The sequence below is a fragment of the Bacteroides sp. 2_2_4 genome (assembly GCF_000157055.1).
Classification (GTDB): domain Bacteria; phylum Bacteroidota; class Bacteroidia; order Bacteroidales; family Bacteroidaceae; genus Bacteroides; species Bacteroides ovatus.
The window spans coordinates 288,363-301,798 of sequence record NZ_EQ973357.1 but is presented as its reverse complement, the minus strand read 5'-3'; the positions used below and the strand labels follow the sequence as shown (position 1 = coordinate 301,798).

The window sequence follows — 13,436 nt, the reverse complement described above, 5'->3', positions numbered from 1 at the left end:
AGTATATATTCTATGAGTCTTAGTTTGAAAGATTTTGAAATAATGGCTCCTGTCGGTTCGCGCGAATCTCTTGCTGCGGCTATTCAGGCAGGTGCCGATTCTATCTATTTCGGTATAGAAAACCTGAACATGCGTGCCCGTTCGGCCAATACGTTTACGATTGATGATTTGCGGGAGATCGCCCGTACGTGTGATGAACACGGGATGAAAAGCTACTTGACGGTCAACACGATTATCTATGATAAAGATATTCCATTGATGCATACCATTGTCGATGCAGCCAAGGAAGCCGGAATCTCTGCGGTGATTGCAGCTGATGTGGCGGTGATGAACTATGCCCGTCAGATAGGGCAGGAGGTACACCTTTCCACTCAACTGAACATCTCCAATGCAGAGGCTTTAAAATTCTACGCACAATTTGCAGATGTGGTAGTATTGGCCCGTGAGTTGAATCTGGAGCAGGTAGCCGAAATCTATCGCCAGATTCAGGAAGAACATATTTGTGGTCCGAGTGGTGAACAGATTCGCATTGAGATGTTCTGTCACGGTGCGCTTTGTATGGCTGTATCGGGTAAATGTTACCTCTCTTTGCATGAGATGAACCATTCTGCCAACCGCGGCGCTTGTATGCAGGTGTGTCGCCGTTCCTATACAGTCCGTGACAAAGAGACGGATGTGGAACTGGATATTGATAACGAATATATCATGTCACCGAAAGATTTGAAGACCATCCACTTTATGAATAAGATGTTGGATGCCGGTGTGCGTGTATTCAAAATTGAAGGCCGTGCCCGTGGACCTGAATATGTACGTACAGTGGTAGAATGTTACAAAGAGGCTATCAAAGCTTATCTGGAAGGAACATTTACCGATGAAAAGATTGCAGCTTGGGACGAACGTCTGAAAACAGTATTCAACCGCGGCTTTTGGGATGGCTATTATTTGGGACAACGTTTAGGCGAATGGACCAGAAACTATGGCTCGGCAGCTACGGAACGTAAGATATATGTAGGTAAAGGTATCAAATACTTCTCTAACATTGGAGTTTCCGAATTTCTGGTAGAGGCTGCGGAAGTTAGCGTAGGCGATAAACTTCTCATTACCGGACCGACCACAGGTGCTCTATTCATGACTTTGGAAGAAGCCCGTGTTGACTTGGAATCCGTGCAGACTGTGAAGAAAGGCCAGCACTTCTCCATGAAATCAGATAAGATACGCCCTAGTGACAAGCTGTATAAACTGGTATCAACCGAAGAACTGAAGAAGTTCAAAGGACTCGATATTGAGCAAAAAAGAGGCTAACTGCTATTTCTCAACTTTTAATTTTTAATCTTCAATTTTTAATTTTTAATTGATGAACTATATCTATGAATTGGAAATGAAGGTGCGTGATTACGAGTGCGACCTTCAAGGGATTGTTAATAATGCGAACTATCAGCATTATTTGGAACATACCCGCCATGAGTTTCTGACGTCGGTAGGCATCAGTTTTGCTGCACTCCACGAACAGGGAGTCGATCCGGTAGTGGCACGCATTAATATGGCATTCAAAACGCCGTTGAAAAGCGGAGACGAGTTTGTCTCTAAACTCTATATGAAGAAGGAAGGTATCAAATATGTATTCTATCAGGATATTTTCCGTAAGAGTGATAATAAAGTAGTAGTGAAATCCACTGTTGAAACGGTATGTGTGGTAAACGGACGTTTGAGTGACAGCGAATTATTCGATAGCGTCTTTGTCCCTTACCTGAAATGAGCAGTTCCGAGGAAGAACAGATTTATAGTATCGCCCTGACAATGGTGCCCGGTATCGGGCACATAGGGGCGAAACATCTGATAGACGGAATGAATAATGCTGTTGATATCTTCCGTCTGCGTAAAGAAATACCGGAACGTATTCCTGAAGTGAGTCAACGGGTGGTAGATGCGTTGGATTGTCCGCAAGCTGTGATCCGTGCCGAACAGGAATATGAATTTATCCGGAAGAATCGGATCGCCTGTCTGTCCTTTCATGATGAGGCTTATCCTTCCCGTTTGCGGGAATGTGAAGATGCTCCTGTCGTTCTTTTCTTTAAAGGAAATGCTGATCTAAATTCCCTTCATATCCTGAATATGGTAGGAACCCGTAATGCTACTGATTATGGGACACAAATCTGCGCCTCTTTTCTGCGGGATCTGAAAGCAGTTTGTCCTGATGTACTTGTAGTTAGCGGCCTTGCTTATGGAATCGATATTCATGCGCATCGTGAAGCTTTGGCTAATGAATTACCTACGGTAGGTGTTTTAGCTCATGGCTTGGATCGTATTTATCCTTATGTCCATCGGAAAACAGCTGTTGACATGCTTGAAAAAGGGGGATTACTGACCGAATTTCTGTCCGGAACGAATCCCGATCGTCATAACTTTATCAGTCGAAACCGTATTGTTGCCGGCATGTGTGATGCTACCATCGTCATTGAGTCGGCAGAAAAGGGAGGTTCATTGATTACGGCCGAACTTGCTGAAGGTTATCATCGCGATTGTTTCGCTTTCCCAGGTCGCATGAGTGATGAATATTCAAAAGGATGCAATCGGTTGATTAGGGATAATAAAGCATCCCTGTTATTATCTGCCGAGGATTTTGTGCAGGCTATGGGCTGGAATATGCAGACGACTCTTTCGGAAAAGGTAAGTGTGCAACGTAGTCTTTTTATCGAATTGTCTGAAGAAGAGCAGAAGATAGTTGCTATTTTGGAGAAACTGGGAAATCTGCAAATCAATTCTCTTGTGGTAGAAGCAGATATTCCCGTAAATAAGATGACTGCCCTACTGTTTGAACTGGAAATGAAAGGGGTGATTCGTGTATTGGCAGGAGGAATGTACCAATTATTGAATTAACTCACATGAACTAATCTCACATATAGACATAAAAAAAGGAGCAACGCCTTGCTCCAACCTTTGTTAACCTTAAATCTAATACTATGAAAAAAATCACATGACAAATGTAAGTGTTCAACTGATTCTTTCCAAATAATTCTGTTGTATTTGTTTCTCTTTTAAATTCTTTCACTAATTTTTACTGTTATCGGACACGACGTACTTCTAATGGATAAAACATGGCACATTTATGGTAAGTAATGAAAAGAAATGCAAGCCTTCTTGAATATGTTTCATTGTATTTCGAAGGGCTCGTGAAATGAGCACTTAAAATAAGTGCTTTGTTGGTTTAAAAGGAACGCCCCGTTGGTTTAAAACCAAGGCATCGTTCCTTTAAAACCAACGAGGTGTTCCTTTTAAAGGAAAATATATACTTGTATGTTGCTGTGTATTTGCGCTTTACAATTTACGATTTTAGGTTCTCACTAATACCATTATTTACCAGAGTAATAACAATAAAAAAATGATGAAATCTTTATTTTAATGATTCAGTCAATATTGCATCTTATATTAATTATTGTAATAGTAATTTTGAGTATAATAAAGCCCTTGACAAGTGGATTATGCCTGATGGTTATCTTGGTTTGTTTATACCTACTGATGATTTTGAGAAGCGATTTGCTTTTGTACAAACTTTGGTATAAATAAACTTTCTGGTATAGCTTCAGAAGCCGTTAAACGTCAATGAATGAAGGTGATGAAGTATTTGGCAATCTTAAAGGAATGATATATGTACGAACATAAAACAATTTGATTTGTTATTTATAGTGAATGGATCTATATAGAGGTGGTTTTCTTGCATTATGATATTAAACATCTCTTTATATCTATTTTTTAAGGTGATTGTTTGACTATATGTCAGTTTAAACCTTTATATTTGTATATGTGAAGTTAACCGAAGAAAAAATCACTTATTATTGGCTATGATGAAAAAGGAAATTAAATTCAGTCTTGTTTATCGGGACATGTGGCAATCTTCCGGTAAATATCAACCTCGGGTTGATCAGCTTGTCCGTATCGCTCCTTTGATTATTGAGATGGGCTGTTTTGCCAGAGTTGAAACGAATGGCGGTGCTTTTGAGCAAGTGAATCTGTTGTACGGCGAAAATCCTAATAAGGCTGTCCGTGCTTTTACCGCACCTTTTAAAGAAGCGGGTATTCAAACGCATATGCTCGATCGCGGATTGAATGCGTTGCGCATGTATCCGGTTCCGGCAGACGTACGTAAATTGATGTATAAAGTCAAGCATGCGCAAGGAGTGGACATCACACGCATTTTCTGTGGACTGAATGAGACGAGAAACATCATTCCTTCTATTAAATATGCTTTGGAAGCAGGTATGATTCCGCAGGCAACTCTTTGTATCACCTATTCTCCCGTACACACTGTTGAGTATTATGCTCGAATTGCTGATCAACTGATTGAGGCCGGTGCACCTGAAATATGCTTGAAGGATATGGCGGGTATCGGTCGTCCGGGTATGTTAGGAGAATTGGTCAGGACTATCAAGGAGAAACATCCGGATATATTGATTCAATATCATGGTCATAGCGGACCGGGATTGTCTATGGCTTCTATCCTTGAGGTTTGTGAAAATGGTGCGGACATCATTGATGTGGCTATGGAACCGATGTCTTGGGGCAAAGTGCATCCGGACGTAATCTCTGTGCAGGCTATGTTGAAAGATTTAGGTTTTCAGGTTCCGGATATTAATATGAAAGCATATATGAAGGCTCGTGCGATGACGCAGGAATTCATTGATGACTTTCTGGGTTACTTCATGGATCCTACCAACAAATATATGTCTTCGCTTTTATTGAAATGTGGTTTGCCGGGTGGCATGATGGGTTCCATGATGGCAGACCTGAAAGGAGTGCATTCCGGCATCAATATGATATTAAGGAGTAAGAATGAGCCGGAACTTAGTCTGGATGATCTGCTTGTGATGCTTTTTGATGAAGTGGAATATGTATGGCCCAGGCTGGGTTATCCTCCTTTGGTGACTCCTTTCAGCCAGTATGTGAAAAATGTTGCATTAATGAATCTTATGCAGCAGGTAAAAGGGGAAGAACGTTGGACAATGATAGATAACCATACTTGGGATATGATTCTGGGTAAAAGTGGACGTCTTCCTGGTACGCTTGCACCGGAGATTATAGAGTTGGCGAAATCTAAAGGATATGAATTTGTCGATACCGACCCGCAATTGAATTATCCGGATGCTTTGGATGAATATCGAAAGGAAATGGATGAAAATGGCTGGGAATATGGAGAGGATGACGAAGAACTTTTTGAACTGGCTATGCACGATCGCCAGTATCGTGATTATAAGTCCGGGGTTGCCAAAAAGCGTTTTGAGGAAGAGTTGCAACATGCTAAGGATGCGGCAATGGCAAAGAACGGGTATTCGGAAGAGGAAATTAAGAAGTTGAAACGTGCCAAGGCAGATCCGGTTATTGCCCCTGATAACGGACAGGTACTTTGGGAAGTTTCCGTAGAGGGACCATCCATTGCTCCATTCATCGGGCGTAAATATCAGCATGACGAAGTCTTTTGTTATCTTTCCACTCCGTGGGGGGAATATGAAAAGATTCTAACCGGATTTACCGGACGTGTGGTGGAGATATGTGCACAGCAAGGTGCGACTGTACATAAGGGAGATGTAATCGGTTATATTCTACGAAGCGATATTTTTGCGTAGACTCTTATAAGAGTTTGGGTATAGAGGTTACCCAATAAAAAAACGGGCTGCAATCTTTTACGAAGTTGCAGCCTTCTTTTCGTATATATTCAATGCAGAACGTTTATGAGCACCTTTATCTGTTCGAACTCGATGACCGGTATGTTCTGCTATTTTAAACCTTGATGAGATTTCTCTAGGCGTATAATCACTATAAGAGCACTTTATTTTCTAAAAGCTCTATACGTTTATATAACATGTCAAGGAGCCGACTGTTTGCTTTTATTAGCTCACGAAGATCATCTGCCGCTTCGATATGCACGCTACTACAGTCTTTAGCGACTCCAATATTAGTTCCGATAGTACCGGAATTATTGACATACACATTCCCGTCTATTTTATTAAATAGTTCTAATGCAGACATATTTAGTACCTCTGCTATTTTATTCAGCCTGGTTAACGTGAGGTCAGTTTCACCATATTCAATCTTACAATAGGCACTTGTTGATAAGTTCAACTTTTCTCCCATTTGTTCTTGTGTAAGATTCTTTTCCATACGAAGCATTTGCAGCCGATGTCCTACTATCTTCTTTAAATCTGTTTCCATGTATCTTGTTATTGGGAAGCAATTTATTATTGGACAAATGTAACAATTTTAGTGGATATAACAAATGCTATTTTATACTTATTCGAGAGAACTGTGGAAAATGCGATGGTGCAAATAGCTTGGAGACGGGAAAACGACCTCGTTTTATTGAACATACCACTCTTTTCCCTTTTCTCATTGATATTTGGAGATAACTATTCGTTTAACGGATGGTTGTAGTAAATATTGTGTATACAATACACCTTAATGTGTGCTTAACTTTGCAGTCAGAGAAAACACAATCATTCATAACAGTAAATCATTATTGAAAAAAGAACATTCTATATTGTATTAAAAGAGCGAGATATTGCACTAAAAAACAAACATAGCATTAATAATAAATAATAAACAGACATGAAGAAGATTTTACTATTGTTCTCTATTTGCCTAATTCCAATGTTAGGCTATGCACAAACCGATGAAAACGGTAAAGAAAGAGTCTATATTGATTATTTCTCGCGTCCCAGTACTATCAGTAATATTTTGGCGGAAGCATTGCGTAATAAAGTAATAGAAGGTATCCAGAAGATGGATCGTGTAGAACTTATTGATGTTGATTCTAATGAAGCATTGAAGACTGAAGCGAAAAGACGCCAAGAGGCTTCTGCTATGGGAGATGCCGTTTGCAGAAGCGAGGTCATGACGACGTTAGGCGCCCAATATCTTATTCAGGGAAATATTACCAGTATGCAGGGAGTTAAAAAAACAGATAGTAAAGGGAAGACCTATTATCAGGGGAGTGTTTCTTACACGTTGAAAATAGTAGACCCTTCTAACGGTACACTCAAAGGAACCCAGACATTCACTCACGAGGGGTTGACCGGGAATATTGGCGATACTCCTGATGAAGCTATCATTAAGACTTTGGATTATGTAGTAATAAGCATGGACGATTTTGTTGACGAGTATTTCAAAATGAAAGGAACGATTGTACAGATTGAGAGTACCAAAAAAGATAAAGCACAAACTGTATATATCGATCTTGGAACCAAGAGAGGGGTACAAAAAGGCCAGAAATTTATCGTTTACATAGAGATGGATATTGCCGGAGAACTGTCATTGAAAGAAGTCGGACGTTTGAATGTGAAAGAAGTATTGAGCGGAACGCGTTCTTTATGTACCGTGAGCAAAGGCGGTGAGGAGATAATGAAAGCATCGAAAGAAGAAAAGAAATTGATTATTCTTTCTCGAAAAAATACCTTTTTAGGCGGACTTGGACTATGATGAAGTTACGAATACTGCTTTTGAGCCTGCTAGTTGTATACACTATTCATTTCATGGCACAGGAGTCATACTCCAATGACGTAACTTGTGTGAAGGCAGATGATAACATAGCCGTTATCACCGCTTCCGGAACAGCCGAAAAAAAGAAAGATGTATATAATATGGCATTGAAGTCAATCTTTAATGCTATATTTCTCAACGGCATTGACGGAGTGGAAAACGGACAGCCGCTCGTCGGGAAAGAAGATTCTTACTATATGAATCAGTTTTTCAGTTCACGTTATATGCTCTTTGTGAAGAACTATGAAACGGTAGGAGATCCGGTACGGCAATCTTCCAAGCTATACAATGGTACAGTAACGGCTCAAATCTTATTAGGTGCGCTTAAAAAAGACTTGATACGGAACAAATTGATGACGAGACCCCAGGAAGAAATGTCGATGGAGGAAACCCGGCAACAAATTGCTTTGCCGACAATCATGGTAGTCCCCTATAAAAGCAATGACCGAAGCTCATACGCTGATATTCTGAAGAATGATTTTGATCTTCGTATAGCCGTAAGTACGGTAAAGGAGGGATTTGTTAAGCTTGGCGTGAAGACAGTGGCTGCCGAGGGAAAACAGTCAGGAACTTTGCGTGCTTCCGAATGGGAAAGTAAGAATGCTGATTCCAATGATAAGCAGTTGTTGATGAATTCGGGAGCGGACGTCTATGTGATTGTTGATTTACAAAAAGACATATCTGCAGCTTCGGGAAGTAGAGTCTCATTGATTATGACTGCTCGTGAAACGGCTACCGGAGTAGATTTGGCTAGCCGGAAAAGCTGGACGAACCGCTTTAGGACGACGGACGTGGATAAGTTATGCGCATATGCGGCACAAGATGTTCTGGATGGTTTTCTGAAAGATATCTCGAAAGAGTTTGCCAGGAAAGTTCAACAGGGGAATACGGTTGTTCTTCGGGTTAGTCTCTCAGATAATGCTATCAATACGATGAATAGCCGGATAAACGGTAGTACTACTCTTTCGGCGCATATACGCAATTGGGTACGAAAAAATGCCCAGGGAGGACGCTACCATATTCAAGGTGCTGTGGACGATAGTCTGATATTTGATTCGATACAGATTCCTGCAAAGGACAGCGACGGCTTGCCGATGGATTGCATCACGTTTGCGGATAATCTGGTTAATTATCTGAATGATTCCGGAATAGATAGTGAACATAGAGTGGATGGAAGTACCATCTATTTGACTATTCAATAAATCAAGGACGTATGAAACATTGGTTTTTATTTATTCTTGTGATTTCATGGTTTTGCTTTCCGCTTTCCGGTCAACAAACGAACCGTCCTGACTGGGTGAAACAGCATCCTGTTAGTGGTTTAAGTTACATCGGAATAGGAATGGCTGAAATATCGGAAGGAGATTATCAGCAAAAGGCAAAGCAAAACGCTTTGTCTGATCTTGTATCTGAAATTCAAGTGGTGATTGCCGCCAATTCTTTGTTGAATACGTTGGAGGACGATGGTAATGTGAAACAAACCTTCGCAGAAAGTATTCGTACAGAAGCCCGGGCGGAAATAGAGAACTTTCGTCTGGTGGATTCCTGGCGAAGTGACAATGAGTATTGGGTTTATTATGAACTGAATAAGGATGATTATGCGGCTTTGGTGGCAGCACGTCGTCAGAAGGCAATCCGTAACGGCTTCGATTTCTGGTATAAGGGACACATTACCTTACAACAGGGAGATTTAATGACTGCCATTGAATTATTCTCGAATGGAATGGAGGCTATACGCCCGGTACTTAATCAGGAATTGTTCTGCTCTTACGAAGGAAAGACAATTAATCTGGCGACTGAACTATATGCGGCTTTGGCTGGAGTATTTGATGGAATAACGATTGTTCTGAATCCGGTAACCGTTTCAGTCACGCCGTTTCAAGGTATAAGGGAGCCTATTGCTATAGGTGTTTACCGTAATGGAAATCCGTTAAGGAATATCCGGTTGAAAGCCGAGTTTGTTTCCGGGGCGGGAGATTTGTCTTCCATGTCTCCCACCAACGAATCGGGAGTTGCCGCTCTTTATGTGCGCAATATTACTTCTAAACAGGCACAGCAGGAAATTGGAATTTCATTAATTGATGATGTGTTCAGCTTGTTCCGGAAGGGAAGTTATGCAGCTTTATTCAAGCAAATGCTTTCTTCTCTTCCCGGAGCAACGTTGACTATCAACACGGTGCAGACACAGACTTCAGCTTATGTTAGAAGTGCGCAGAGCGATATAGAGGCGGTGGAACGAACTGTGAAGAGTTTGCTGAACAATCATTTCTTTAACGTAGTTGCATCTCCTTCTGAAGCCGACATTATCGTTACATTGGATAATAAGTGTCGTAAAGGCAATACCGTTCCGGGTGAACTGTACAACTTCATCGAATTCTTTTCTACGTTGGGGATTAAAATAGAAAATAACCGGACGGGGCAAATCCTATTGAATTATTCTATTAATGATGAACGGACATTAGTACCTGAAAATAAGTCCGCTTCTCAAGGCAAGAATATGGCGGCGCGTGAATTGATAAAACGGTTGAACCGGGAGTTTGCACGTGAATTGAAGAAAATAACATTCGACAGAACCGGAAAGATTCCGGAAAGACAGAAGATGTTGCCGGATGTTCCTGTTCCGATAGTCGGTGCTTCCGTACCGGAAAAAGAAGCTGATCCGGTTATATCTGTCCCTGTTGTGGTGCCGGAAGTTATTCCTGCTCCTTTGGTTCCGGTTAAGTCCGCCAAACCAGAGAATCAAAAGGCAATTCGGGTTGAATGGTTGGATGGTGTCTTTGTTGAATTTGACAAACTTGCAACTTTAGGAGACAAATCGAGGATACATCTTAAGATTGTGAATACAAATGCTGACGATTGCGAAGTGGACTTATATAGTGGAAATCTGACGGTTATAAACGAAAAAGGTGAAGAATCTCCGATTGTCAGTGTCAAACTGGGTTCTAAGTTCAATGACCGCAGAGTCACTGCGCTCATTGTGCCTGATCTGCCTACGGAGATGGTTATTGAGGTAAGTAAGTTGCAATCTGTGGCACTGCTGCAATTGAAGGATTTCAAAAATAATATAGTGAAGTTGAGAGGCTTGAAATGAATCATATATTAACATTAAAAAAGACTTGAAATGAAAAGAATTAATTTATTGGGAACAGCATTGCTAACCATTGCTGTTATGACAAGTTGCGGTAGTTCAAAACCTGTAACACAAACAGTGCAGCAACCGGCAGTGCAACAGGACGTAGAAATTAATGTTCCTTGTTCGGGACCGGAATTTCAAACGAACAAAGAGTATTTTAGAGCTAGTTCGATGGGACTTTCTACGGATATGTCTATTGCAAAGAAAAAAGCGATGACGGAGGCCCGGGCTGAAATTGCTACTGCTATCAATGCAAAAGTGAAATCGGTAACCGATAGTTATGTTTCCTCTTATCAGCAAGGTGAAAATGATGAAAGCAAAAGTCGTTATCAATCATTGACCCGTACGGTAGTGGAACAGGAATTGAGCGGTACGCGTGTAATTTGTGAAAAAACCATGAAGACTCCTGATGGTAAATACAAAGTATATGTCTCTCTTGAACTGGCAGGAGAGGAAATCATGAATGCTATGGCAAATCGTATTAAGAATGATGACAAATTGCGCATTGACTTTGAATATGAAAAGTTCAAAAAGGTATTTGAAGAAGAAATGAGTAAAAACGCCCAATAATCAGCTTGTTTAGAACACAGAGGATAGTAATGATCTCTTTAATAACTACCCAACTATTTGAAGATTGAATGATGAAACTTAATTTGTCGGATATAAGATATAATTGGGTAGTTATTTTTATTATCCAGTTGCTTTTGTCTCCCGGTATTGATGTGTTTTCACAGGCAATGCCTGTTGATACAGTTTATAACCAATCTTATGACTGGAGACCGGGACAGCGGGAGACTTTGCCGGAATGGGTGTTTGCTTCTCAACGGAAAGGCCGGGTAGTTGGTATATCTGATCCTTGTATGAAATCCGAAGCTGCAAGGATGCTTGCTTTGCAAAGAGCGGCTTATCTGTATTCATTGCAGCAAGGGGTACAATTGAGACTTCTCTCGGACGTTTTTTCCACCATGGAGACTGCCAGTAATACATACGAAGACCAAAGAGACAAAATGCTTGTATTGGGAGTGATCGAACATCCCGTTCAACATGTTTCCTACCGGATTGAGCATGAATATACTTCTATATTTGGAGAGAAATTTCTGGAGGTATCTTTTACTCCATCGAATGATAGTTGCGATTTTTCTTATCATTCCATTAGTGAGTTGATGCTTTTGTTTACGAAAGAAAGGGTTGAGGAAGAAGAGGTGAAATTCAATTTATTGTTGGAATCGGATAGTTGTAGGGAGCAATCAGACCAGTCATGGTTTCAGCTTAAGGGAACACAGTCGTCTCCTCAAATAATTTCATATATGAACGGAGTTGAAATTTGTTCTTCACAAGAAGACTGTTGGTATGAAGATGTCGGTTTCGGAGGTCAGGGCGGACTGGAGAAGATGGATATGAGGAATGCCTTTTGGAATGCCTATATGTCTTCTTTAGTGAAGGCGTTGTTGTTATATCCGTTTTCTGATGTAAATGTCAAGCAGGTGGACGATCGTTTCAATGGCGGCACTGATTCCGGTTGTGGTTTGTATCGGGAGAAGGTTGTCGCTGTCTTGTCTATTTCCCCCTTTATCAAAGATATACGGAATAATAAGCTGTATGTGGATTGGCAGATAACAGAACAACAAAATATAATAAGGAAATGAGGAAAAATAGGATACGAATACTATCTATGGTAGTTTTTTCATTGTGTTTGCCGTTTAGTCTTTTTGCGCAAATAGATAAAGACATGAAGGAGTTTGACGATTTTGTGAAGCAGCAGCAAAAAGAGTTTGATGATTTTGTGAGCGAACAGAATAAGGAATTTGCCGAATTTCTGAAAGAAACCTGGAAAGAGTATGACTTGCAGAAGCCGGTGGCACGTCCTCAAAGGCCGGAGCCTGTAAAACCGGTCAGCTTTGACCATAAGAAGCCGGCAACAAAACCGCAAGAGGTTAAAGTAGGGGAGGTGACACGACTCCCCATTCCGACAGTGACTCCAAGTGCGACATTTTCTCCTTCAAAGGGGAAAACACAGGTTCCGGTTGTACCGGGAGGTAAAGATGTGGCTGTAGAACCGGAAAAGGATTTTGCGGTGCTCCCTGAAATAAAACCGGAAGTGAAGCCTGAAGAAACCGTTCCGGCCAAACGCTCACTTTCCGGTGTAGAGTTTTCGTTCTACAGTAAAGATTGTGTTGTCAATGCTTCATTGAAGAACCGGCTCACTTTAAAAGGGATTGCAGAGAAAGATATTTCTGCCGGATGGGAGACGTTATCGCGTAGCAACTATCAGCCTTTGATAGACGACTGTCTGGCTTTTAAAAAGGATAATGCCCTGAATGACTATGGTTATCTGCTGTTGACGAGGAAAGTGGCTACTGAACTATGTGGAAGTACTCATTCCGATGAAATAGCTCTTATGCAAATGTTTCTCCTTTCTCAATCGGGATATAGGGTTAAGGTGGCGCGTATGGATAACCGCCTTACTTTATTCTATGCTTCGGGTAACATGATTTATGCTACCTGTTTTATTACTTTGAATGGAGTAAACTATTACAGGTTTGATACTACCCCGAATAAAACTAATTCTATTTACACTTACAACCGTGATTTCGCCAATGCGAAGAACCCGGTAAATATGAATATCACTACTCCCCAACCCTTTTCAGGAACTTACGTGGAGAAAACGTTGCAAGCGAAAGCTTATCCATCCGTCAAAGTCTGCTCGAAAGTAAATTCGGGACTTATTTCTTTCTATAAGGATTATCCGCAATGTGACTTTTCTGTCTATGTGGGA

The 13,436-nt window shown here is 40.9% G+C and carries 11 protein-coding genes; 10 read left to right on the top strand and 1 reads right to left on the bottom strand.

Translation table 11 applies throughout. The features are described 5' to 3' along the window. Positions 1–12 precede the first annotated feature (12 nt). From BSCG_RS20255 to BSCG_RS20270, 4 genes are all read left to right on the top strand, one after another. On the top strand, positions 13–1,302 hold the full coding sequence (locus BSCG_RS20255) for a peptidase U32 family protein (protein WP_004302691.1): 1,290 nt from the start codon (positions 13–15) through the stop codon (positions 1,300–1,302). A 52-nt stretch (positions 1,303–1,354) separates the two neighbouring features. Beyond that, entirely contained in the window at positions 1,355–1,756 is a 402-nt protein-coding gene (locus tag BSCG_RS20260) for an acyl-CoA thioesterase (RefSeq protein WP_004312258.1), read from the top strand. Then, positions 1,753–2,877 carry a DNA-processing protein DprA gene (gene dprA, locus BSCG_RS20265; RefSeq protein ID WP_008775277.1) on the top strand — a complete coding sequence of 375 codons (1,125 nt, stop codon included), beginning with the start codon at positions 1,753–1,755 and terminating at the stop codon, positions 2,875–2,877. The genes BSCG_RS20260 and dprA overlap by 4 nt, the downstream gene beginning before the upstream one ends. A gap of 965 nt (positions 2,878–3,842) precedes the next feature. Continuing rightward, entirely contained in the window at positions 3,843–5,618 is a 1,776-nt protein-coding gene (locus BSCG_RS20270) for an oxaloacetate decarboxylase (RefSeq protein WP_008775276.1), read from the top strand. Positions 5,619–5,808: 190 nt separating this feature from the next. On the opposite strand, the gene BSCG_RS20275 is transcribed toward BSCG_RS20270, so the two are convergent. Beyond that, on the bottom strand, positions 5,809–6,204 hold the full coding sequence (locus BSCG_RS20275) for a helix-turn-helix domain-containing protein (RefSeq protein WP_004298505.1): 396 nt from the start codon (positions 6,202–6,204) through the stop codon (positions 5,809–5,811). Positions 6,205–6,597: 393 nt separating this feature from the next. On the opposite strand from BSCG_RS20275, the gene BSCG_RS20280 reads away from it, so the two are divergent. The 6 genes from BSCG_RS20280 to BSCG_RS20305 all read left to right on the top strand — a co-directional run. Next, positions 6,598–7,467, top strand: coding sequence for a hypothetical protein (locus tag BSCG_RS20280; RefSeq protein WP_008775275.1), 870 nt, complete (start codon positions 6,598–6,600; stop codon positions 7,465–7,467). Further along, positions 7,464–8,729, top strand: coding sequence for a DUF6175 family protein (locus BSCG_RS20285; protein WP_008775274.1), 1,266 nt, complete (start codon positions 7,464–7,466; stop codon positions 8,727–8,729). The genes BSCG_RS20280 and BSCG_RS20285 overlap by 4 nt, the downstream gene beginning before the upstream one ends. An 11-nt stretch (positions 8,730–8,740) precedes the next feature. Then, entirely contained in the window at positions 8,741–10,618 is a 1,878-nt protein-coding gene (locus BSCG_RS20290; RefSeq protein WP_008643945.1) for an LPP20 family lipoprotein, read from the top strand. A gap of 30 nt (positions 10,619–10,648) precedes the next feature. After that, positions 10,649–11,230: an LPP20 family lipoprotein gene (locus BSCG_RS20295; protein WP_004317057.1), complete on the top strand. Its 582-nt coding sequence runs from the start codon at positions 10,649–10,651 to the stop codon at positions 11,228–11,230. 68 nt (positions 11,231–11,298) lie between these two features. Next, a complete protein-coding gene (locus BSCG_RS20300; protein ID WP_004317059.1) occupies positions 11,299–12,306 on the top strand; it encodes a hypothetical protein in 1,008 nt (335 codons plus the stop codon). Continuing rightward, positions 12,303–13,436 (top strand): hypothetical protein (locus BSCG_RS20305; protein WP_032849376.1); only part of this gene is annotated, 1,134 nt, incomplete at its 3' end. The genes BSCG_RS20300 and BSCG_RS20305, both read left to right, overlap by 4 nt.

What these genes read in the sequence shown, in the direction of transcription:
- dprA (WP_008775277.1), top strand. Translation starts at nt 1,753, where the DNA reads ATGAGCAGTTCCGAGGAAGAACAGATTTATAGTATCGCCCTGACAATG.
- BSCG_RS20275 (WP_004298505.1), bottom strand. Translation starts at nt 6,204, where the DNA reads ATGGAAACAGATTTAAAGAAGATAGTAGGACATCGGCTGCAAATGCTT.
- BSCG_RS20260 (WP_004312258.1), top strand. Translation starts at nt 1,355, where the DNA reads ATGAACTATATCTATGAATTGGAAATGAAGGTGCGTGATTACGAGTGC.
- BSCG_RS20280 (WP_008775275.1), top strand. Translation starts at nt 6,598, where the DNA reads ATGAAGAAGATTTTACTATTGTTCTCTATTTGCCTAATTCCAATGTTA.
- BSCG_RS20295 (WP_004317057.1), top strand. Translation starts at nt 10,649, where the DNA reads ATGAAAAGAATTAATTTATTGGGAACAGCATTGCTAACCATTGCTGTT.
- BSCG_RS20300 (WP_004317059.1), top strand. Translation starts at nt 11,299, where the DNA reads ATGATGAAACTTAATTTGTCGGATATAAGATATAATTGGGTAGTTATT.
- BSCG_RS20285 (WP_008775274.1), top strand. Translation starts at nt 7,464, where the DNA reads ATGATGAAGTTACGAATACTGCTTTTGAGCCTGCTAGTTGTATACACT.
- BSCG_RS20290 (WP_008643945.1), top strand. Translation starts at nt 8,741, where the DNA reads ATGAAACATTGGTTTTTATTTATTCTTGTGATTTCATGGTTTTGCTTT.
- BSCG_RS20270 (WP_008775276.1), top strand. Translation starts at nt 3,843, where the DNA reads ATGAAAAAGGAAATTAAATTCAGTCTTGTTTATCGGGACATGTGGCAA.
- BSCG_RS20255 (WP_004302691.1), top strand. Translation starts at nt 13, where the DNA reads ATGAGTCTTAGTTTGAAAGATTTTGAAATAATGGCTCCTGTCGGTTCG.